The organism is Thiohalobacter sp. COW1, assembly GCF_016629505.1.
Classification (GTDB): Bacteria; Pseudomonadota; Gammaproteobacteria; order Thiohalobacterales; family Thiohalobacteraceae; genus Thiohalobacter; species Thiohalobacter thiocyanaticus_A.
The window spans coordinates 3,260,001-3,279,500 of record NZ_AP024239.1 but is presented as its reverse complement, the minus strand read 5'-3'; the positions used below and the strand labels follow the sequence as shown (position 1 = coordinate 3,279,500).

Here is a 19,500-nt window from a genome sequence, read left to right as displayed (position 1 = left end):
ACTCGTTTTTGCTCGACAAGACGGCCAGCGTCTTTCAGGTTACTAATTTAATATGGAGCCCATAACCAGATTTGAACTGGTGACCTCTTCCTTACCAAGGAAGTGCTCTACCGACTGAGCTATATGGGCTTGAATTCAGCTGCCGGATGCAGACCGCGGAGCGGGGTGATCACAACCCGTTCCTGCAGGCACATCCTGACACTACCCTTGGAGCGGGTGATGGGAATCGAACCCACATCATCAGCTTGGAAGGCTGAGGTTCTACCATTGAACTACACCCGCGCAATTCCGGGACCCGGGCCCCGCATCCCGGGGAGTTCCCTGGCCCTCCGCCCTCCGGGCCGTCACGCTGCGCGTGACGTTTAACAATCACCTGGTGGAGGGGGGAGGATTCGAACCTCCGAAGGCTGAGCCAGCAGATTTACAGTCTGCCCCCTTTGGCCGCTCGGGAACCCCTCCAAAACGAAGCAGCGTATTTTGGTTAAGTCACCCGCCGGTGTCAACTCCCGATGCCGATCAAGCGAATAATTTATCCGGAAAAATCCGTGACCGGCCCGGGCGCCTTTGCTAGCATGCCGCGAGGGGTCTGCCGGGACCTCGCCGGCTGCGCCGGCGGCCGCGGCCGATCTCGGGCCGGGCTCGGCAGTCCGACCTCGGTTTTCAATAAAAATTAAATAGATACCAATCTGGGGACAGCATGAAGGTCACGATCTACGGTTCCGGCTATGTGGGCCTGGTCACCGGCGCCTGCCTGGCAGAGGTGGGCAACGAGGTTCTGTGCGTCGATATCGATCCGGACAAGATCGAGCGGCTGCAGCGGGGGGAGATTCCCATCTACGAGCCCGGCCTGGAGCGGATGGTGGAGGAAAACAGCCGGGCCGGCCGGCTGCGCTTCACCCTGGATCCGGCCGAGGGCGTCGCCCATGGCCTGTTCCAGTTCATCGCCGTGGGCACGCCCCCCGACGAGGACGGATCGGCCGATCTGCAGCATGTGCTCGCGGTGGCCGGCGCGATCGGCGAGCAGCTGCAGGAATACCGCATCGTGGTCAACAAATCGACCGTGCCGGTCGGTACCGCCGACCGGGTGCGGGAACGTATCGGCCAGGCCCTGGCCGGACGCGGGGTCCAGGTCGAGTTCGACGTGGTCTCCAACCCGGAATTCCTCAAGGAAGGCGCGGCCATCAACGATTTCATGCGCCCGGACCGCATCGTGGTCGGCACCGACAACCCGCGCACCGCGGAACTGCTGCGCGCGCTCTATGCCCCTTTCAACCGCAACCACGACCGCCTGTTGGCCATGGACATCCGCTCGGCTGAACTGACCAAGTACGCCGCCAACGCCATCCTGGCCACCAAGATCAGCTTCATGAACGAACTGTCCAACCTGGCCGAGCGGCTGGGCGCGGACATCGAACAGGTGCGCGTCGGCATCGGCTCCGATCCGCGCATCGGCTACCAGTTCATCTACCCGGGCGCCGGTTACGGAGGCTCCTGTTTTCCCAAGGATGTCAAGGCATTGGAGCGAACGGCGCGCGACTGCGGCTACCATGCCGAACTGCTCGGCGCGGTGGAAAACGTCAACGAGCGCCAGAAGCAGGTGCCCTTCACCAAGCTCCAGCAGCACTTCGGCGATCTCGGCGGCCGCACCATCGCCCTGTGGGGCCTGGCCTTCAAGCCCAACACCGACGACATGCGCGAGGCCTCCAGCCGGGTGCTGATGGAGGCCCTGTGGGCGGCCGGGGCGCGGGTCCGGGCCTATGACCCGGTGGCGATGGAGGAATGCGGGCGCCTCTATGGCGAACGCGGGGATCTGGTGTTGTGCGACTCGGCCATGGCGGCGGTGGATGGGGCCGATGCCCTGGTGGTGATCACCGAATGGAAGGAATTCCGCAGCCCGGATTTCTTCCAGATCCGCGACAGCCTGAACGAGCCGGTGCTGGTCGACGGCCGCAATATCTACGACCCGGCCCAGATGGCCACCATGGGCTACACCTACTACTCCATCGGCCGGGGACCGCGCCAGCCGGGCTGACCCCGGCTCAGGCCGAACAGCCGTCACATATGGCGGCTGAACTCCCCGAGTTCGATGCCGTCCATCTGCTCGAACAGGGCCTCACCGTCCACATGCACCAGGCGCTCGTGATCGCCGGCATCGAAATAGATGTCCGGCTGCTCGGCCAGCTGCCGGTCGACCAGGGTGCGCAGTCCATAGGCCGGCCCCAGCGCCGGCATCGCACCCAGTTCGCAGTCCTCGAACAATGACGCCAGTTCGGGCTCATCGGCCAGTTCCACGTGCCGGTGCAGGTGCGCATCCAGCGCCTGCAGATCCAGCCGGTGGGTGGCGGGGATGAGCGCCATCAGGTAGCCCTGATCGTCGTGCAGAATCACCGGCTTGGCCATGCAGTCGCCGGGAACGTGGGCCTGCGCCGCCGTTTCCAGGCTGCTCATGGTGTGCGGGTGGGTCAGCAGTTCGTAGGGGATCTCGTGCTCGATCAGATAACGACTGACATGTTGTGCCATGCTCATGGGATGTCCTCCATGCCACACTTGTATTACCTGTCCCTGAGTATAGACCCTCCGCAGCGGTTCACGGCCTACAGATAACGGATCCGGTAGCGCGGCGGCTCGTGTGACAGCCGTTCGATGTCCCCCAGGTGCAGGCCGTACCGGCCGCCCGGCTGTTCCTCGAAATACAGCTTCAGCGTCTCCGCCACCACCTGGAAGGCGAGCGCATCCCAGGGCACGTCGTCGCGGTCGAACAGGGCCGCCTCGAGACTTTCCTGCCCGGCGCTGAAATCCGGGGCCTGCAGACGGCCGCGAAACAGCATGTAGACCTGGTCGATGTGCGGGAGGTTGAACACGGCGTAGAGGGCATCCAGCGCGACCCGGGCGTTGGTCTCCTCCAGGGTCTCGCGCGCCGCCGCCTGCTGGGTGGTCTCACCCAACTCCATGAACCCGGCCGGCAGAGTCCACAGGCCGTAACGCGGCTCGATGGCGCGCCGGCACAGCAGCACCCGGCCCTCCCATTCGGCGATGCAGCCGGCGACGATGTTCGGGTTCTGGTAATGTATGGTGCGGCAGCTGTCGCAGACATAGCGCGGCCGGTCGTCGCCCGCCGGTATCTGCAAACTGACCGGGGCGGCGCATTCGCTGCAGAACTTCATTGCGGCCTCCGCGGCCGGATGGTCACTACATCATGCATCTCGTCATTCTGCTCATCATCGTGCTTGCCCTGCTGTTCGGCCCGCAGCTGTGGGTACAGTGGGTGATGCGCCGTCACAGCGCCGAGCGCGAGGACTTCCCCGGCACCGGCGGCGAGTTTGCCCGACATCTGCTGCAGCGGCTGCAGCTGGACCAGGTCGGCGTGGAGGAAACCGAACGCGGCGATCACTACGATCCCACCAGCCGCACCGTGCGGCTGAGTCCGGACAACTTCCACGGCCGCTCGCTCACGGCGGTGGTGGTGGCCGCGCACGAGGTCGGCCACGCCATCCAGCACGCCGGCAACTATCGCTGGCTGAACCTGCGCCACCGGTTGGTGCCGCTGGCCAACACCGCCCAGCAGCTGGGCAATGTGCTGTTCTTCGCCATCCCGGTCATCGCGGTGCTGACCCGGGCACCCTCCAGCGGCCTGCTGCTGCTCGTCGGCGCCCTGCTCAGCTTCGGCGCCGCGGCCCTGGTGCACCTGATCACGCTGCCGGTGGAGTTCGATGCCAGTTTCAACCGCGCCCTGCCGCTGCTCAAGGCCGGGCGCTATGTGCCCGCGCCCGACCAGCGGGCGGCGCACAGCATCCTGCGCGCGGCGGCCATGACCTATGTCGCGGCCTCCTTCGCCAGCCTGCTCAACCTGTGGCGCTGGCTGCGGGTGCTCAGGCGCGCCTGAACCTTTTGCGGTTTACGCAGCTCAGGCCTCTCCGGACTCAGCCCAACCGGCCGACACTCTCCGCATCCGCATATTTTCCGTCATTCCGGCGCAGGCCGGACAAAAGCGCCTGCGCGTTGAACGCCCGCAAGGGCAGCCTTTATGCCCCATGGGTGCGAAGGGCGAGCGAACCGAGTAATCCAGCGACCGCCGCGGCTACTGGATCCCGGCCTGCGCCGGGATGACGGGAAGCGTTATGCAGCAGAGACTCAGCCCCAGTCCGCCACCAGGCTGATCTTGCCCATGGCCCGGCCGGATTCCAGCAGGGCATGGGCCTGCGCAACCTCGGAGAAGCCGAAGCGCTGCTCGTGAATCAGCGGCCGCACCCGGCCGCTGTCGACCAGGCCGGCGATCTCACGCAGGATATTGCCGTGCGCGGCCTTGTCGTAGTCGTGCAGCATGTTGATCAGCATGAACACCGTGTGCAGGCTCAGGCTCTTCTGGAAGGCCGGCTTGATGTCCAGGGTGGAGCGCCCGGCGATGGTCACCACCCGGCCCTTGAGTGCGGCGGCCTCGATGGACTGGTCCAGCGCCGGCTGGCCCACGGTGTCGAACACCAGGTCGAAGCCGCGCCCGCCGGTGCAGCGCTCGACATACTGGCTCACTGTCTCCTGGCGATAGTCGATCACGCAGTCCGCGCCCAGTTGCTGCGCCTGCTCGCGCTTGGCCGCCTCGCTGGCGGTGGCCGCCACCCGCGCGCCGCCCCAGCGTGCCAGCTGCACGGCCATGTGGCCGACACCGCCGGTACCGCCGTGAACCAGCACGAAATCATCCGCCTGCACCCGGCCCTTCTCGATCATCGCCTCCCAGGCGGTGATCGCCACCAGCGGCAGCACCGCGGCCTCCTCCAGCGACAGACTCTTCGGTTTCGGCGCCAGCAGTTCGGCATCGGCCAGCATGTATTCGGCCAGCGCCCCCGGCCGGCCCTTCAGGCCGCCGGCGCAGCCGTAGACTTCGGCGCCGGGGCGGAAGGCGGTCACGCCCGCGCCGACCGCCTCCACCACCCCGGCGACATCGGCGTGCAGTACGGCCGGAAACTCCGGCCCCACCGGCACGTCGCCACGGCGGATCTTGCAGTCGACCGGATTCACACTGCTCGCCGCCACCCGGATCAGCACCTGGCCCGGACCGGGCTCGGGGCGCGGCAGTTCGGCGGGCTCGAACACCTCCGGGCCGCCGAAGCGGTTGATGACATAAGCGCGCATCACTACCTCCCCTGCATCATGAATAGCAATCAGAACCTGATGCACTAAGCTTAACGTCTAAAACCGCAGCAAGCACGAGGAGGACTCATGATCGGCAGAAAGAATATCGTCTTCGGTTTTCTCTACCTGGTCCTGACCGCCGCCCTCGGTCCCTACATGGTCACCAAGGTCATTCCCGAGGTCGGTGAGGCCGGCGCGACCAAGCAGCAGAGCATGTCGGAACTGCAGCTGATGGCCAGCAACGATTTCGAGCAGGACCTGGAACCCATGGACGCCGACGCCATCGCCCGCAGCAACACCCGGGCGCTGCTGGATCTGAACCGCATGCTGCAGAGCGAGGCCCAGCTCGACGAGATCAAGGGCGGTCCGCACACCCACGGCAATCTCGAGTCCGTGCTCAACATCCTGGCCGGCCTGACCCTGGGCTTTCTCACCGTGCCGCTGTGGTGGAAGCAAGCCATCAGCTGGAGCTTCATCCTGGGCGCACTGCTGCACTCCGGCATGCTCTATCTGGGCGTGATTTTCCGCCAGGGCTGGGCCATACAGGTGCTGGACACCGGCATCGGCCCGCTGCTGGTGCTGCTCGGCCTGCTGCTGGCCGGCATCGCCGCCGCGGTCGGCTTCAGTCGCGAACCGGTGCGCGACGACTAGCCGGCTTCCTCCTCGGCCAGGGCCTGCCGGCGGGCCGGCCACAGCCGGTCGCCCCACTGGTAGGCCACCAGACCGGCCAGCACCACGGCCACGCCCAGCAGCATGCGCGGCGTGAGCGTCTCGCCGTTGAACACCGCTCCCAGCAACAGGGCCAGCACCGGCGTGATCAACGGGATCAGCGCCAGCCGGGTCGCGGCCAGATGCTTGAGCGCATAGTAGTAGAGCATGAAGCCGAGCACCGAGCCCATCAGCGCCAGATACAGGATCGACAGCAGGGCGCGCTCGCTCACGCCCGCCGGCAGGCCACCGTCGACCAGCCCCCAGGTCAGGGCATACAGGGGCGCGGCCACCAGCAGCCCGCCGCCGGTCTGTGACAGCGGATGCAGGCCGGCATCGATACGCTTGATCCAGACGGCACTGGCCGAGTGCAGTATCACCGCCAGGGTCACGCCGGCGATGCCGTAGACCGCCTGATCGCCCAGATTGCCGCCGACCTCGAAGATGACGCCGAGGCCGCCCAGCCCCAGCAGCATGCCCAGCAGTCGCCCGGGAGTGAAGGCGCTCTCCTCCAACCACAGTGCCGCCATCAGGCCGGTGGCGATGGGCGCCAGCCCGAACACCACCGAGATCAGTCCCGAAGGGATGAACTGGGCCGACCAGTACACCGACAGCATGGCGGTATAGATGCTCAGGCCGGCGGCCAGGTAGGCCAGCCAGGCGCGGCGGTGGCGCGGCAGGGGGATGCTGAGCGCACCCATCAGGGCCAGGCACAGCAGCGCGCCCAGCAGCATGCGCGCGGTCACGCCGAACAGGAAGCCGCCCCCCTCACCGCTCCACTGGATGGCGAGCGGCGTGGTCGACCAGATCAATATCACCCCGAGATAAGCCGCCGGCACGGACATTTTTCTTCTCCCGAAAAACGAAAAAGGCCACAGAGTGAACTGTGGCCTTCGGAACGGAACTGCTGACTTTATTCGGTAATAACTAGTACCGGTTCCTCCAGCCATGACGGGCCATGCAGCGCAGCCAGACCGCGTTGCGATGGACGTTCAGCAGGAAGTAGCGATTCAAATTCATGTTGGGGAGTGTGCCAGCATTCCGGTGTCGGGGTCAATGTTCAGGATGCTCTGATCAATCCGTCATGCCGGCGAAGCCGGTACCGGGATGACGAAAGGAAATCAATCAGCGCCTGCTTCATTCATAGGGTGGAGTGGCGCTGATGCGATGGATGCTCAGATCCGCGCCCAGGTATTCCTCTTCCTGGGTCAGGCGCAGGCCGACAATCATACGGATCAGGCCATAGACCAGGAAGCCGCCGATCAGGGCGATGCCGATACCGGCCAGGGTGCCGATCAGCTGCACGGGCAGGCTGACCCCGCCCAGACCGCCCAGCGCGGTGCTGCCGAAAATGCCGGCGGCGATGCCACCCCAGGCGCCGCACAGGCCGTGCAACGGCCAGACACCAAGCACGTCGTCGATCCTCCAGCGGTTCTGGGTCAGGGTGAAGGTCCAGACGAACAGGGCGCCCGCCACCGCACCGGTGGCCAGCGCCCCGAGCGGATGCATCAGATCGGAGCCGGCGCAGATGGCCACCAGCCCGGCCAGCGGTCCGTTGTGCACGAAGCCCGGGTCGTTGCGACCCACGAACAGGGCCGCCAGTACACCCCCGACCATGGCCATGAGCGAGTTCACCGCCACCAGGCCGCTGATCGCCTCCACGGTCTGGGCCGACATCACATTGAAGCCGAACCAGCCCACGGTGAGGATCCAGGCCCCCAGCGCCAGGAAGGGGATGCTGGACGGGGGATGGGCATACATCTCGCCATTCTTGCCGTAGCGGCCGTGGCGCGGCCCCAGCAGCAGCACCGCCGTCAGCGCCAGCCAGCCGCCCATGGCATGCACCACCACCGAGCCGGCGAAGTCATGGAAGCCGACGCCGAAGGTCTGTTCCAGCCAGCCCTGAAAACCGAAGTTGCCGTTCCAGACCAGGCCCTCGAACAAGGGATAGATCAGGGCGACCAGCGCAAAGGTGGCCGCGAGCTGGGGATAGAAGCGGGCGCGCTCGGCGATGCCGCCGGAAATGATGGCGGGAATGGCCGCGGCGAAGGTGAGCAGGAAGAAGAATTTCACCAGTTCATAGCCGTTGTTGAAGATCAGCGCCTCGGCCGGATCGAGAAAACCCAGCCCGTAGGCGATCCCGTAGCCGATGAAGAAGTAGGCAATGGTCGACACCGCGAAGTCGCTGATGATCTTGACCAGGGCGTTGACCTGGTTCTTTGCCCGCACCGTGCCCACCTCGAGAAAGGCGAAGCCCGCATGCATGGCCAGCACCATGATGGCGCCGAGCAGGATGAAGAGTACGTCGGTTCCCGACTGGAATGCTTCCATTGTGTCCCCTCGTGCACTGTCGTTGTTCGAATTGCGCCACAGGGAAGCAGTAATCGTGCCCGGGAATTAAAGGGATATAAAACAGTATGATGAAAAATCGCAGCAGAAGAGGACCGCTGTAATTGCACATCCATGGTGCAGCGCCGCCCCGAACCGCTCCCGAATGGGGCGAACTGGCAGGGCGCGCGGCCCGCTCGAGACACGCAGGTTTCGGGCAACCGGACCCATGCGCACCGCCGAAGCAGCCGCGCGCCACGCCACGGTGCAGGACGCCCGGATGCTGCAGCGGTAGAATCCGCCCTGCACAAACCAATAACAACCGCAGGGTGGAGACCCGCGCCCGATGTCATTTGTCGATCTGCTGTTCCAGCCCCGCCTGCTGCTGGCCCTGCTGGCCTTCGTCCTGGTCAGCAGCCTGTTCGCGCTGGCCGAACTGCGGCTGGAGCCGCATTACCACCAGCACCCGGCCAGCGCCTGGATCGCCGACCATATCTTCATCCCGCTGGCCGAGGTACTGGCGCTGCTGGCATTCCTGCTCCTTGCCTACCCCGTGCCCTACGGGCTGACCACGGCACCGGGAATGCTGGAACTGCTCAGTGCGGACGGCCGCATCACCGATCTGATCAACCTGCTGTTCCTGCTCAGCCTGCTGTTGCCGCTGCTGCCGGGACTTGGGCAGCTGCCGGGCGTGGTACTGCTGGTCCAGGCCCTGGCGGCCACGGCGCTGCTGTTTCACTGGCTGGGCCAGCGGCTGCAGCTGGAAGTGAGTCTGGCGCCGGGCTGGCTGGCGCTGGGATTGATCCTGATCTGGGCCTGGGTCGGGCAGCGGCTGGTGCGGCGGCTGGCGCCGATGCAGGGGGAGGCTCTCACCCCGGGCAGGATACTGCACTGGCATCTTACCGGCGCGGTGCAGCTGCCGGCGATCCTGATCTACGGCCAGTCGCTGGGGCGGCAGCTGGGATAAGACCCGCGGCATTTTGAAAATGATTACGACTACAGGGATCTCTGATTAACACCTTTTCCGTCATTCCCGCGAAGTACTGTAGGTCGGGTTAGCGAAGCGTAACCCGACAGGCCGGCGGATCGTGTCGTGTCGGGTTACGCCCTGACGGGCTAACCCGACCTACAGTACTGGATCCCGGCCTTCGCCGGGATGACGGATTTACAAAATAATGGCCCTCGTCCCTGAGGGTAAGGGGAACACGGATTGGCTTACTGGCGCAGCAGCACCGAGGCCGGCTGAGCGCGGCCGGCGTGGGGCGACAGACGTTCGATGCTCAGCCCTTCGGGATGGCTGCGCACGCGCAGGCACAGGTCCACATCGGCGGCCACCTTCTCGTCCGCCAGGGTGCTGAACAGGAAGGCCTGGCACTGGCCGCGCTGGGCGGCGGCGCGCAGGCGCTGCATCAGGTCGGTCTCCTGGGCCAGCGGCCAGGCGAACACCGAGACGAAATTGCCCAGCGCCAGGGCACGCTCCAGTACCTCCAGGCCGTTCTGGTGACTGCGCGGACGGATCAGCAGCAGGTGGTCGGCCGCCACCCCGGCGCGTTCCAGCGCCGGCAGGTAGGGCGCGAAGGGCGGCGACAGCCAGGCCTGCCAGCGCGAAGCCTGGCTGAGCTGCGCCATGTGCGGCAGCAGCAGCGGCAGCATGGCCGCACCGGCATCCTCCACCCGCAGTTCGATCAGCCCGACCCGCGGCCAGCCACCCGCGGGCAGACAGGCATCCAGGGCCGGGATGCCGGTGGTGACGACGCGCCCGGCATCGCCTGCGGGTGCAGGGTTCAATTGATGCAGTGTGGATTCCATGGTGCGCTCCTCAATCCCGGCGGATGACACCCACGCCCAGGCCCTCGATGGCGAGTTCCTGTTCACGCAGGTTGACTTCAATGGGTTTGAACTCAGGGTTCTCCGGCTGCAGGGTGACCCGGTTGCCGCGCTTGTGGAAGCGCTTGACCGTCACCTCGCCCTCCAGCCGCGCCACCACGATCTGCTGGTTGCGCACCTGGTCGGTGCGGTGCACCGCCAGCAAGTCGCCGTCCAGGATGCCGGCATCGCGCATGCTGTCCCCGACCACGCGCAGCAGGTAGTCGGCGCGCGGATGGAAGAAGTCGGGGTCAAGGCGCACATGCTCCTCGACATGCTCCGCGGCCAGAAGCGGCGAACCGGCGGCCACCTCGCCGACCAGCGGCAGGCCGTCCTCGACCAGGCGGATGCCGCGCGAGTAGCCGGACATCAACTCGATCACGCCCTTGCGTGCCAGCGCCTTGAGGTGCTCCTCGGCGGCATTGGCGGAGCGGAAGCCGAAGGCCTCGGCGATCTCGGCCCGGGTGGGCGGGGCGCCGTACTCGGCGACGCAGTCGCGGATGTAGTCGAGGATTTCGCTCTGGCGCGGGGTGAGTGTGCTCATCGGACACCTACTGAGTATTTGTACAGTTATCTGGGATTATATACAGGTATCCGGCCAGTGCAAGTCCCGCTGTGACCGGGTCCCGTTTCACCGGCCCGGTGCCGACGGTATAGTAGACAGCGGTTCCGGGGCCGGTCGCCCCCAAGATCAACGGAGTCAAGCTTATGATTTCACGCTGGTTTACTCGTCTCCTGCTGGCCATCCTGGTACTGCCGGCGCCGGCTCTGGCCGCGGATCAGCCGAGTCCGGAAGCACGCGGCCTGGCGATCGCGCAGGAGATGGATCGCCGCGACAGCGGCTGGGGCGACTACACCGCCGCCATGCGCATGGTGCTGCGCAACCGCCAGGGCGAGGAGAGCATCCGCGAGCTGCGCACCCGGTTTCTGGAAGTCGAGGACGACGGCGACAAGAGTCTGATCATCTTCGATCAGCCGCGCGACGTGCAGGGCACCGCCCTGCTCAGCCATACCCATGCATTGAAGCCCGACGACCAGTGGCTGTATCTGCCTGCGCTCAAGCGGGTGAAGCGCATTGCATCCAACAACAAGTCCGGCCCCTTCATGGGCAGCGAATTCGCCTACGAGGATCTCACCTCGCAGGAAGTGGAGAAGTACAGCTACCGATTCCTGCGCGAAGAGGACTACAACGGCCGGCCGACCTTCGTGATCGAGCGCTATCCGGAATATGAACACTCCGGCTATACTCGCCAAGTGGTCTGGATCGATCAGCAGATCCATCAGCCGCTGCAGACGGTCTACCACGACCGCAAGGACGCCAGGCTGAAAACCCTGACCCTGCACGGCTACCAGCAGTATGCGGACCAGTACTGGCGCCCGGCCGAGATGTACATGGAGAACCACCAGACCGGCAAGACCACCCGCCTGATCTGGAGCGACTATCAATTCGGCACCGGACTGACCGATAGAGACTTTGACCGGAACAGCCTGAAGCGCGCCCGCTGAAACAGGATCTGTGAAGAAGGGCACTTAGTTAAACCAAATAATGCTCGTCATTGCGAGGATGCCTTGACCCGCAGGGTAAGGTACCCATAATGAACCCCGCAGGGGTTCTATGGGCAAAGTGACGTGGCACAAGCGAGCTTGCGAGCGCAGAACGCCCGTAGGGCGGCCCCGCAGGGGTGAGCGTAGCGAATAATCTCCAACCAATTGATTCTGCAGTACGAGATTGCCACGCTTCGTTTATGCCCTCTGGGTGCTCGCAATGACGCTAACTAAGTGCCATTCGGGTCTGTGAACACTCAATCAATAAGAGCAAGGGACATGCATAACCGACCCCGCACCCGCACCCTGCCCGGCCTGATCCTGGCCGCCTGCCTGGCCGGCATCGCCCTGCCCGCGGCCGCCGCCGACTACGGGGTGCAGGTCGGCGCCTTCACCGATGCTGACAACGCCCAGCGGCTGCGCCTGCGCCTGCTGAACCAAGGCTATGCCCCGGTGCAGGTGTTGCCTCTGATTTCCGGCAACCACGACTACAACGCCGTGGTGGTCGGCCGCCTGCCCAACCAGGCCGAGGCCGCTGCCCTGCTCAACCGCCTGCGCGGCAGCTTCCAGAGCGGCTTCATCCGCCCGCTGCCCGAACCAACCGAACCGGAAACCGCCGCCCCGGCCCCGTCCACGCCCGCCCCCGATCAACCCGCTGCACCCGACGCGCCGACCGTCATCGCCCCGGCCCCGTCCCGGCCCGCCGCGCCCGCACCGGAGGCGACGACCGAGTCCGACGTCTACCAGGACTGGAGTGGCTACGTCGCGCTGGAGACCCGCGTCTTCCCCCGCGACGGTCGCTATCCCGACCAGCACGACGGCCCCAATTTCTCGCTCGCCTTCGAACCCGAGTACTACCGCGAATGGGACAACGGCGACCAGAGCTTTACCTTCCGCCCCTTCCTGCGCCTGGATCAGCAGGACGACGAGCGCACCCATTTCGATATCCGTGAACTGGCCTGGATCCGCGCCGCCGAGGACTGGGAACTGCGCGTCGGCGTGCGCCGGGTGTTCTGGGGCGTGACCGAGACAGTGCACCTGGTCGACATCATCAACCAGACCGATCTGGTGGAGAACACCGACACCGAGGACCGGCTCGGCCAGCCCATGATCAACCTGGCCCTGATCCGCGACTGGGGTACCCTGGACCTGTTCGTGCTGCCGGGCTTCCGCCCGCGCACCTTCCCCGGCCCTGACGGCCGCCTGCGCACCCAGCCCTACGTGGACACCGAACAGGTGGAATACGAATCCGGCGCCCGCCACCTGCACACCGACGCCGCCGTGCGCTGGTCGCGCTACTTCGGCCCCTTCGATATCGGCGTGGCGCACTTCTGGGGCACCGGCCGCGACCCCGTCCTGCAGGCCGGCACCGACGGCGCCGGCAATCCGGTGCTGACCCCCTACTACCCCATCATCAACCAGACCAGCCTGGACCTGCAGGCCACCCTGGGCGGCTGGCTGTGGAAACTGGAATGGCTCACCCGCGGCGGCCAGGACGAACGCTTCGAGGCCGCCGCCGGCGGTTTCGAGTACACCCTCTACGGCATCCTCGACAGCCGCGCCGACCTCGGTCTGCTGGCCGAATACCTGTACGACTCCCGCGATGATACCGCCCCCACCCTGTTCCAGGACGACCTGATGCTGGGCCTGCGCTGGACGCCCAACGACGTGCACTCAACGGAACTGCTGTTCGGGGTGGTGTTCGACGAGAACGGCGACCAGCGCTTCTACAACCTGGAAGCCAGCCGCCGCTTCGGCAGCCAGTGGAAGCTCAGCCTGGAGGCGCGGGCGACCTCGAATCTTGAGGCGAGCGATACGCTGGGGAGTATCCGGGATGATGATTATCTGCAGATGGAGTTTGCTTATTACTACTGAAAGGTAAGAAGCAAACCAATTGGGCGAATATGGTGCCGGCAGAGAGACTCGAACTCCCAACCTACTGATTACAAATCAGTTGCACTACCAGTTGTGCTATGCCGGCAGGATGTTGATTGGACGGGGCTATTCTAGGGGATGGGGGCGGGGTGGGCAAACGGTGGTGCGTTTGCCTCTGGCTTTTCCTTTTGACTGCTGCTTCCGCCGTTTCACCCTCACCCTGCCCTTTTATGCCCGCTGTTTGGGTGCTCCCATCAAGGGAGAGGGGATTTTGTGTTTATTGGCAGGGTCTGGGTTGGGGGCTGGCGTCGGGGTACTGGCCGAGCCAGTCGTTCCACTGGGCCTCGCTTGGCAGGTCGGGTTCGGGGGCCTCGAGGTCGAGCCAGTACCGGCTGGTGGTGCGGAAGCGCTGTTCGACCTGGGGCTGGTAACCGTACTGCTCGATCTCCGCGCGGCGGCGCTCGGCGGTGGCGCGGTCGGAGAACACGCCCAGCGAGATGAAGTTCTGGCGGCCGATGAAGTAGTCCTCGATGCCCTGGCGAGACAGGTCCTCGACGACGGCGCGGGCCTCGTCGATGGGGCGGGCCGAGAGGTAGACCCAGTAGCCGGCGGGCTGCTGGACGGCTTCGCTGCGCTGCTGCGGCTCCAGGCCGATGGCTGTCAGGCGTTCGCGCACGGCATTGGCGGCGGCCTCGTCGGCGAAGGGGCCGACGCGGAGGCAGGCGATGACCGGTTCGGGTTCGGGTTCGGGTTCGGGTTCGGGTTCGGGTTCGGGTGCCGCATCGATTTCCGGTTCCGACGCGAGTTGGGTGGGAACCTCGGGTTGCAGTTCGGGTGCTGGCGATTCTGCGGGCGCGACGTCCGGTTCGAATTGCGGTTCCGCTTCAGGTTCGGGTTCCACCCCGGGAGCCGGCCCGGGTTCGGGCGGGGCCTGAACCAGGTCGGGCAGCGGTTCGGGGGCCGGCGATTCAATCGGCACGGACGCGGCTTCGTCTGCGGCCGCTTCCTCCGACGCTTCAGCAGCGGGCGCGGCTTCCGCGGCTGCCGCCAGGCGCCGGGCGTCCTGCTCCTCCAGCAGCACCAGGCGCTCGGTGCCGGGCGGCAGCGGCGGCGCGGGCGGGGTCTGCTCGACGCTGTCGGTGGGCGGGTACCACCAGGCGAACAGCAGCAGGTTCGCGAGGATCAGGATGTAGAGGCTCCATTTCACGCCCGCTTCTTTTCCCTGGTTTTCGCGGGCGGCTGGGCCGCGCCGCTCTGGCGCGCCACCACGGCCATGCCGGTGAACACCAGATCGGGGCAGTGCTCGGCCTTCACGGTGAGCAGGGGCAGCAGCTGTTCGGCGTCGCCGCCGGTGACCAGGCACTGCACCGGCTCCTTCCACTCCAGGCTGAGATCGCCCACCACCCGCTCGATCAGGGCGACCAGGCTGTAGAGACTGCCGGCGATGACGGCGTTGCCGGTGTCGGTGGCGAGCAGGCCGGTGCGGGCCTCGGGGTTGAGGCTGATGTCGCCGATGCCGCTGGCCTTCTCCTTCAGGCTGTCCTGCATCAGGGCCAGGCCGGGGACGATCAGGCCGCCCTCGTGGGTGCCGTCGCCGCGCATGGCGTCCAGGGTGACGGCGGTGCCGCAGTCGACGATGCACACCGGGCCGTTCCAGGCATCATGGGCGCCGATCAGGGCCAGCCAGCGGTCGGCGCCCAGGCGCTCGGGCTGGACATAGGCGTTGGTCACCCCGAAGCCCTTGGCGCGCGTGGTGAGGAAAGTGGCTTCGCACTTCCACTTGCGCTTGATCCAGTTGGTCAGGGTCGTGTCGAACTTGTCGCCAGCAACACTGGTGACGAACACGGCCTCGGGGGTCTCGAGTTCATCCCAAGCCGCGGCGAAGTCCCGGGTGGAGGCGCTTGTACGGGGGACGGCGCCGCCGGGCTGGAGTTGTTTGCCCTGCAGGCAGGCCCACTTGAGTCGCGAGTTGCCCGCGTCGATCAGTAATATCATTCTGCATTCAACCGTAAACTGATTTCGCCGGAACTGAACCGGCGTTCACGGCCCTCGATCTCCACGATCAGGGCCCCGGATTCGTCGATGCCCCGGGCCTGGCCGGCCACTTCCCCCTGAGGCAGGTGCACGGTCACGGCCCGGTTGTGCGCCAGGTCGTGGCGCTGCCAGGCCGGCTGGAAGCCGGCCAGGCCAGTGTGTTCGTACTCCCGCACGGCCGTGACCAGGTGATTGAGCACCCCGGCGGCGAGCCGGTTGCGGGAAACGGTTTCACCCAGCCGGGTACGCAGGTCGGTCCAGGCCTGCCCGATCCCGCGGCCGGCATCCGCCGGCATGGCCACGTTGATGCCCACGCCGATCACCGCAGCGGTGGGTCCGCCCGCCTCGCCGGACATGTCGATCAGGATGCCGGCGAGCTTGCTGCCGTCGACCAGGATGTCGTTGGGCCACTTGAGCCCGGCGCCCTGCAGACCTATCTGCTCCAAGGCAGCGATCAGGGCAGTGCCGATCGCCAGACTCAGTCCCTGCATGGCGGCCGGACCGCAGGGGAAACGCCATAGTAGCGACAAATAGAGGTTGCGCCCAAAGGGCGACTGCCAGTCCCGCCCACGCCGGCCCCGGCCGCGGTGCTGATACTCGGCCAGGCAGACCGCGCCCCGGGCGGCGGGGTCCGCCAGGCGGGCGGCAAGAAAGTCGTTGGTGGAATCGGTCTGGGCCAGGATGTGCAGCGGGCCGAGCCGCTCGGCGACCTGTGGCTCCAGCGCCTCGGCGATGGCCTCGCGTGAGAGCAGTTCCAGCGGCTGGCTGAGGCGGTAACCGCGCCCGCGCACCGACTGGACCTGCAGGCCGAGTTCGGCCAGTCGGCGGGTCTGCTTCCAGATCGCGGTGCGGCTCACGCCCAGGGTTTCGGCCAGCCGCTGGCCCGAATGGAAACGGCCGTCGGCCAGCAGGGTCGCCAGCTCAAGCACCGGGCGCTCTCACAGGGGATGCGGAAGGGAAGCACCGGCCTGCAGCCGGGGCGGAACAAGGGGCGAAGGAGAGGTAAAAGCGGAAAGCGTCAGTCATCATCCAGGCTGCAGCCGGTTCGTTCCCGCCATTTTAACACATCGGACGGCGCCGAATGGGCCGGCCCGCTAGTGATTCAGGGCCGCCTCGAGTTCGGCGAAGCTGCCAGCCTGATGGGTCGGCTGGATCTCCCAGCCAAGCTGGCGGCTGATGGTGGTGGTGGAAAAGATCCCACGGATGGCCTCCTGGCCGGTGGGCAGGGCATCCGTCACCAGGGCATGGTGGCGCCCGCTCTGCCGCAGTGTGCTCACCACATGCCCCACATTGGCCTGCAGGACATCCTGGATCGGTATGACGTCCAGCAACTCCACCGGGGTCATCACATCACGCACCCGGATCTCCGCATATTTGAGGCTGAGTTCGTGCTCCAGGCGCAGCGGTTTCTCGCCCTGGATATCGTGGGACGTGATCAACCCCAGAATCTGGTTGTCGGCATTGATCACCAGCAGCAGCCTGACCCCGGCATCGATCATTCTGCCCAGCGCCCACTCGATCGAGACCTGGGGCTCGATGGTCAGTGCCGGCACCACCCGCAGATCGGTCATGCAGAAGATGGCCGGGCTCTCCAGGCCAACCTCGTCCGGCAGGGCCTGACTGGGGGTGAAGAAGGTGACGGGACCGCTCAGCCGCCGGGGTTCAAGGGGTGGATAAGGTGTCTGCATGGGGCCCTCCTGCAGGAATATTGCCCTTACCTGTGTCTATAGCCCATGCGTGCCCGGTTAACAATCCGCCGACGACGCCGTTTGATCGAATTTAATGATGGCCGGCCATAAAAAAAGCGGCGACCCGAAGGCCGCCGCTTCTGCGCGAAGCAGATACCTGAGTGATCAGGCCTTGCGGCGCCGGGTGGCACCGATACCGGCCAGGGCGATACCCATCAGGGCCAGGGTCATCGGCTCCGGCACACCGGTGATCTCGCGGCGCAGCTTGCGCTCCAGGGCATTCTGTACATCGGCGAAGGTGCTCGCAATCGTGGAGAAGGCGTTGGTGCCGGCGATGAAGTTGCAGTTGGCATTGGTGCCGATACCCAGGCAGTTGATGGCGTCAATGCCTGCGGCCACTGCGTTGGCCGCAGCCGTGTTTGCATTCCCTAACGACGATGTTTGTCCACCGTCAGTGGAGACATCGATCACCTGGCGGGTCGAATCGATGGCATTGCCGAGCAGATTGTTGGCTGCCGCATCGATCGAGCCCGAGATGTTGGTCAAACCACCGGTGTAGGCCATATTCTGAATCGCAGTGGTAAGAATTGCCAGATCAGCGGCATCGTTGATGACCATGGTGTCCTGGATCAGATCGACGCTGCTGTCGAAGCGCCACACACCGATTGCAATGTCACCAAAGAAGCTCGGGATGACATTGTTCAGGGCAGCCACATAGGCGTTGCGCTGAGTCGTAAAGTTGGTAGAGCCAATGGAACCGGACGCGTCGATGGTCAGGCCCAGTTCGACCTCGACGGCAGAGGCCTGCGTGGCGCCGAACAGCAGCGGCAGCGATGCGGCGACGCCCATAATGGTCTTGCGCAGATTGAATTTCATGGTTGTTACTCCAGGTTGTTTTTTGAGATTGAAGTTCAAGCCAAAGCGCACTGAGGTGCCTTTGCTTACCTTAAAAGCACAAGCCATGCCAAATATATTTAACGTATAATTACAAATGGTTGCGAACCATATACAGCCTTGATCAGATCAGGCTGTAAAAATTCCTAACGCCTTTTACTGCAGATCCATATCCCCGGTTGCCGCATTCACAGCCACTACCCGGGGAAGGGGCGCTGAACACATCAATATCAATAAGTTACCTTTCCGACAGGGTGGCGAAGTGACTGTCAATTTCACTGACACAGCATGCAATTCATTGCAACCCCCTGATTGAATTACTCAATCAGCATATGGAGCAGGAGGGGCAGGAAACGGACAGTACGCGCGTAATGGCCGGCCGGGAACCCGGCAAGCCGGAATAGAAAAACCCCGTGCCTGGGTTCCAGACACGGGGTTTGGGATTAAAGCCTGGCGGTTGCCTCGACCCATCGGAGATGGGTGAGGTACATGCAATGAAACGCGAAGCGGTTCTGCATGCATACTTTCACATGGGGGTGAACCGGGAACGTTTGGACGGACGCAGCCCGGTGAACGCGGAGCCACGCAGTGGCGGAGCTGATGAACCGCTTAGCGGTCTCCCCATGTGTCTGAATAGAAAAACCCCGTGCCTGGGTTCCAGACACGGGGTTTGGGATTAAAGCCTGGCGGTGACCTACTTTCACATGGGGAGACCCCACACTATCATCGGCGCTGAAGGGTTTCACTTCCGAGTTCGGGATGGGATCGGGTGGTTCCCCTTCGCTATGGCCGCCAGGCAAACTGGTTCAGCTGCAAGCTTATGCTCACAACCGCAATTCGGAAAACTGAAATGCTTTGGGTAAGTTGCGTTCGAGTTGAGACCAACCCACACACTCAAACCGCTTGAGTGTTATATGGTCAAGCCTCACGGGCAATTAGTACTGGTTAGCTTCATACATTGCTGCACTTCCACACCCAGCCTATCAACGTCCTCGTCTCGAACGGCCCTTCAGGGGACTCAAGGTCCCAGTGAGATCTCATCTCGGGAGGGGCTTCCCGCTTAGATGCTTTCAGCGGTTATCCCTTCCGCACATAGCTACCCGGCAGTGCCACTGGCGTGACAACCGGAACACCAGAGGTGCGTCCACTCCGGTCCTCTCGTACTAGGAGCAGCTTCCCACAAATCTCAAACGCCCACGGCAGATAGGGACCGAACTGTCTCACGACGTTCTAAACCCAGCTCGCGTACCACTTTAAATGGCGAACAGCCATACCCTTGGGACCGGCTACAGCCCCAGGATGTGATGAGCCGACATCGAGGTGCCAAACTCCTCCGTCGATATGGACTCTTGGGAGGAATCAGCCTGTTATCCCCGGAGTACCTTTTATCCGATGAGCGATGGCCCTTCCATACAGAACCACCGGATCACTAAGA

General features: G+C 64.8%; 18 protein-coding genes, 4 tRNA genes and 2 rRNA genes (1 of these 24 cut by a window edge). 6 read left to right on the top strand and 18 right to left on the bottom strand.

The genetic code is table 11. The features are described from left to right. Positions 1 to 53: 53 nt before the first annotated feature. The 3 genes from COW1_RS15545 to COW1_RS15535 all read right to left on the bottom strand — a co-directional run bounded on the left by COW1_RS15545 (position 54) and on the right by COW1_RS15535 (position 459). A tRNA-Thr gene (locus COW1_RS15545) sits at positions 54 to 129 on the bottom strand. Between the two features lie 79 nt (positions 130 to 208). Then, positions 209 to 282: transfer RNA gene (locus COW1_RS15540), tRNA-Gly, on the bottom strand. A gap of 92 nt (positions 283 to 374) precedes the next feature. Further along, a tRNA-Tyr gene (locus tag COW1_RS15535) sits at positions 375 to 459 on the bottom strand. 238 nt (positions 460 to 697) lie between these two features. Here COW1_RS15535 and COW1_RS15530 point away from each other — a divergent pair. Next, positions 698 to 2,032: a UDP-glucose/GDP-mannose dehydrogenase family protein gene (locus COW1_RS15530; protein WP_096367116.1), complete on the top strand. Its 1,335-nt coding sequence runs from the start codon at positions 698 to 700 to the stop codon at positions 2,030 to 2,032. A 23-nt stretch (positions 2,033 to 2,055) separates the two neighbouring features. Here the strand turns inward: COW1_RS15530 and COW1_RS15525 are convergent, their stop codons facing one another. Next, entirely contained in the window at positions 2,056 to 2,526 is a 471-nt protein-coding gene (locus COW1_RS15525; protein ID WP_096367117.1) for an aminoacyl-tRNA deacylase, read from the bottom strand. Between the two features lie 68 nt (positions 2,527 to 2,594). Further along, positions 2,595 to 3,164 (bottom strand): NUDIX hydrolase, encoded by a 570-nt coding sequence (locus COW1_RS15520; protein WP_096367118.1) that lies wholly within the window; start codon positions 3,162 to 3,164, stop codon positions 2,595 to 2,597. A 32-nt stretch (positions 3,165 to 3,196) separates the two neighbouring features. Between COW1_RS15520 and COW1_RS15515 the strand changes: the two genes are divergently transcribed. Then, positions 3,197 to 3,883 (top strand): zinc metallopeptidase, encoded by a 687-nt coding sequence (locus COW1_RS15515; RefSeq protein WP_096367119.1) that lies wholly within the window; start codon positions 3,197 to 3,199, stop codon positions 3,881 to 3,883. 248 nt (positions 3,884 to 4,131) lie between these two features. On the opposite strand, the gene COW1_RS15510 is transcribed toward COW1_RS15515, so the two are convergent. After that, entirely contained in the window at positions 4,132 to 5,127 is a 996-nt protein-coding gene (locus COW1_RS15510) for a zinc-dependent alcohol dehydrogenase family protein (RefSeq protein ID WP_201344702.1), read from the bottom strand. Positions 5,128 to 5,214: 87 nt separating this feature from the next. On the opposite strand from COW1_RS15510, the gene COW1_RS15505 reads away from it, so the two are divergent. After that, positions 5,215 to 5,778, top strand: coding sequence for a hypothetical protein (locus COW1_RS15505; protein WP_096367121.1), 564 nt, complete (start codon positions 5,215 to 5,217; stop codon positions 5,776 to 5,778). Here the strand turns inward: COW1_RS15505 and COW1_RS15500 are convergent. Both COW1_RS15500 and COW1_RS15495 read right to left on the bottom strand, forming a co-directional pair. Continuing rightward, positions 5,775 to 6,680, bottom strand: coding sequence for a DMT family transporter (locus tag COW1_RS15500; protein WP_096367122.1), 906 nt, complete (start codon positions 6,678 to 6,680; stop codon positions 5,775 to 5,777). The genes COW1_RS15505 and COW1_RS15500 overlap by 4 nt on opposite strands. A gap of 292 nt (positions 6,681 to 6,972) precedes the next feature. Next, positions 6,973 to 8,166 carry an ammonium transporter gene (locus COW1_RS15495; protein ID WP_096367123.1) on the bottom strand — a complete coding sequence of 398 codons (1,194 nt, stop codon included), beginning with the start codon at positions 8,164 to 8,166 and terminating at the stop codon, positions 6,973 to 6,975. A gap of 343 nt (positions 8,167 to 8,509) precedes the next feature. On the opposite strand from COW1_RS15495, the gene COW1_RS15490 reads away from it, so the two are divergent. After that, positions 8,510 to 9,130, top strand: coding sequence for a hypothetical protein (locus COW1_RS15490; RefSeq protein ID WP_201344701.1), 621 nt, complete (start codon positions 8,510 to 8,512; stop codon positions 9,128 to 9,130). Between the two features lie 248 nt (positions 9,131 to 9,378). On the opposite strand, the gene COW1_RS15485 is transcribed toward COW1_RS15490, so the two are convergent. Then, positions 9,379 to 9,972 (bottom strand): cell division inhibitor SulA, encoded by a 594-nt coding sequence (locus tag COW1_RS15485; protein ID WP_157745686.1) that lies wholly within the window; start codon positions 9,970 to 9,972, stop codon positions 9,379 to 9,381. Between the two features lie 10 nt (positions 9,973 to 9,982). Then, positions 9,983 to 10,573: a transcriptional repressor LexA gene (lexA, locus tag COW1_RS15480; protein WP_096367126.1), complete on the bottom strand. Its 591-nt coding sequence runs from the start codon at positions 10,571 to 10,573 to the stop codon at positions 9,983 to 9,985. A 164-nt stretch (positions 10,574 to 10,737) separates the two neighbouring features. Here lexA and COW1_RS15475 point away from each other — a divergent pair, with 164 nt between their 5' ends. After that, positions 10,738 to 11,535, top strand: coding sequence for an outer membrane lipoprotein-sorting protein (locus COW1_RS15475; RefSeq protein ID WP_096367127.1), 798 nt, complete (start codon positions 10,738 to 10,740; stop codon positions 11,533 to 11,535). 318 nt (positions 11,536 to 11,853) lie between these two features. Continuing rightward, positions 11,854 to 13,449 carry an SPOR domain-containing protein gene (locus COW1_RS15470; RefSeq protein ID WP_096367128.1) on the top strand — a complete coding sequence of 532 codons (1,596 nt, stop codon included), beginning with the start codon at positions 11,854 to 11,856 and terminating at the stop codon, positions 13,447 to 13,449. A 30-nt stretch (positions 13,450 to 13,479) separates the two neighbouring features. Here the strand turns inward: COW1_RS15470 and COW1_RS15465 are convergent. The 8 genes from COW1_RS15465 to COW1_RS15430 all read right to left on the bottom strand — a co-directional run. Beyond that, a tRNA-Thr gene (locus tag COW1_RS15465) sits at positions 13,480 to 13,555 on the bottom strand. Between the two features lie 171 nt (positions 13,556 to 13,726). Beyond that, positions 13,727 to 14,656 carry a hypothetical protein gene (locus tag COW1_RS15460; protein ID WP_201344700.1) on the bottom strand — a complete coding sequence of 310 codons (930 nt, stop codon included), beginning with the start codon at positions 14,654 to 14,656 and terminating at the stop codon, positions 13,727 to 13,729. After that, positions 14,653 to 15,444, bottom strand: coding sequence for a type III pantothenate kinase (locus COW1_RS15455; RefSeq protein ID WP_201344699.1), 792 nt, complete (start codon positions 15,442 to 15,444; stop codon positions 14,653 to 14,655). The genes COW1_RS15460 and COW1_RS15455 overlap by 4 nt, the downstream gene beginning before the upstream one ends. Then, the gene (birA, locus tag COW1_RS15450) at positions 15,441 to 16,412 is read right to left on the bottom strand and encodes a bifunctional biotin--[acetyl-CoA-carboxylase] ligase/biotin operon repressor BirA (RefSeq protein ID WP_201344698.1); all 972 of its coding nucleotides are present in this window, start codon (positions 16,410 to 16,412) and stop codon (positions 15,441 to 15,443) included. Before birA ends, COW1_RS15455 begins: the two co-directional genes overlap by 4 nt. A 165-nt stretch (positions 16,413 to 16,577) precedes the next feature. After that, positions 16,578 to 17,171: a CBS domain-containing protein gene (locus COW1_RS15445; RefSeq protein ID WP_201344697.1), complete on the bottom strand. Its 594-nt coding sequence runs from the start codon at positions 17,169 to 17,171 to the stop codon at positions 16,578 to 16,580. Between the two features lie 165 nt (positions 17,172 to 17,336). Beyond that, positions 17,337 to 18,047, bottom strand: a complete 711-nt coding sequence (locus COW1_RS15440; protein ID WP_201344696.1) for a DUF1194 domain-containing protein — start codon at positions 18,045 to 18,047, stop codon at positions 17,337 to 17,339. Between the two features lie 699 nt (positions 18,048 to 18,746). Further along, positions 18,747 to 18,862: ribosomal RNA gene (gene rrf, locus COW1_RS15435) — 5S ribosomal RNA — on the bottom strand. Between the two features lie 117 nt (positions 18,863 to 18,979). Continuing rightward, positions 18,980 to 19,500 (bottom strand): 23S ribosomal RNA (locus tag COW1_RS15430); it runs 2,368 nt beyond the window's last position.

Excerpts from the sequence above, each read along its gene's own strand:
- COW1_RS15485 (WP_157745686.1), bottom strand. The coding sequence starts at position 9,972 with ATGGAATCCACACTGCATCAATTGAACCCTGCACCCGCAGGCGATGCC.
- COW1_RS15440 (WP_201344696.1), bottom strand. The coding sequence starts at position 18,047 with ATGAAATTCAATCTGCGCAAGACCATTATGGGCGTCGCCGCATCGCTG.
- COW1_RS15520 (WP_096367118.1), bottom strand. The coding sequence starts at position 3,164 with ATGAAGTTCTGCAGCGAATGCGCCGCCCCGGTCAGTTTGCAGATACCG.
- COW1_RS15510 (WP_201344702.1), bottom strand. The coding sequence starts at position 5,127 with ATGCGCGCTTATGTCATCAACCGCTTCGGCGGCCCGGAGGTGTTCGAG.
- lexA (WP_096367126.1), bottom strand. The coding sequence starts at position 10,573 with ATGAGCACACTCACCCCGCGCCAGAGCGAAATCCTCGACTACATCCGC.
- COW1_RS15500 (WP_096367122.1), bottom strand. The coding sequence starts at position 6,680 with ATGTCCGTGCCGGCGGCTTATCTCGGGGTGATATTGATCTGGTCGACC.
- COW1_RS15490 (WP_201344701.1), top strand. The coding sequence starts at position 8,510 with ATGTCATTTGTCGATCTGCTGTTCCAGCCCCGCCTGCTGCTGGCCCTG.
- COW1_RS15475 (WP_096367127.1), top strand. The coding sequence starts at position 10,738 with ATGATTTCACGCTGGTTTACTCGTCTCCTGCTGGCCATCCTGGTACTG.
- COW1_RS15495 (WP_096367123.1), bottom strand. The coding sequence starts at position 8,166 with ATGGAAGCATTCCAGTCGGGAACCGACGTACTCTTCATCCTGCTCGGC.
- COW1_RS15515 (WP_096367119.1), top strand. The coding sequence starts at position 3,197 with ATGCATCTCGTCATTCTGCTCATCATCGTGCTTGCCCTGCTGTTCGGC.
- COW1_RS15455 (WP_201344699.1), bottom strand. The coding sequence starts at position 15,444 with ATGATATTACTGATCGACGCGGGCAACTCGCGACTCAAGTGGGCCTGC.
- COW1_RS15505 (WP_096367121.1), top strand. The coding sequence starts at position 5,215 with ATGATCGGCAGAAAGAATATCGTCTTCGGTTTTCTCTACCTGGTCCTG.
- COW1_RS15525 (WP_096367117.1), bottom strand. The coding sequence starts at position 2,526 with ATGAGCATGGCACAACATGTCAGTCGTTATCTGATCGAGCACGAGATC.
- COW1_RS15470 (WP_096367128.1), top strand. The coding sequence starts at position 11,854 with ATGCATAACCGACCCCGCACCCGCACCCTGCCCGGCCTGATCCTGGCC.
- COW1_RS15530 (WP_096367116.1), top strand. The coding sequence starts at position 698 with ATGAAGGTCACGATCTACGGTTCCGGCTATGTGGGCCTGGTCACCGGC.
- COW1_RS15445 (WP_201344697.1), bottom strand. The coding sequence starts at position 17,171 with ATGCAGACACCTTATCCACCCCTTGAACCCCGGCGGCTGAGCGGTCCC.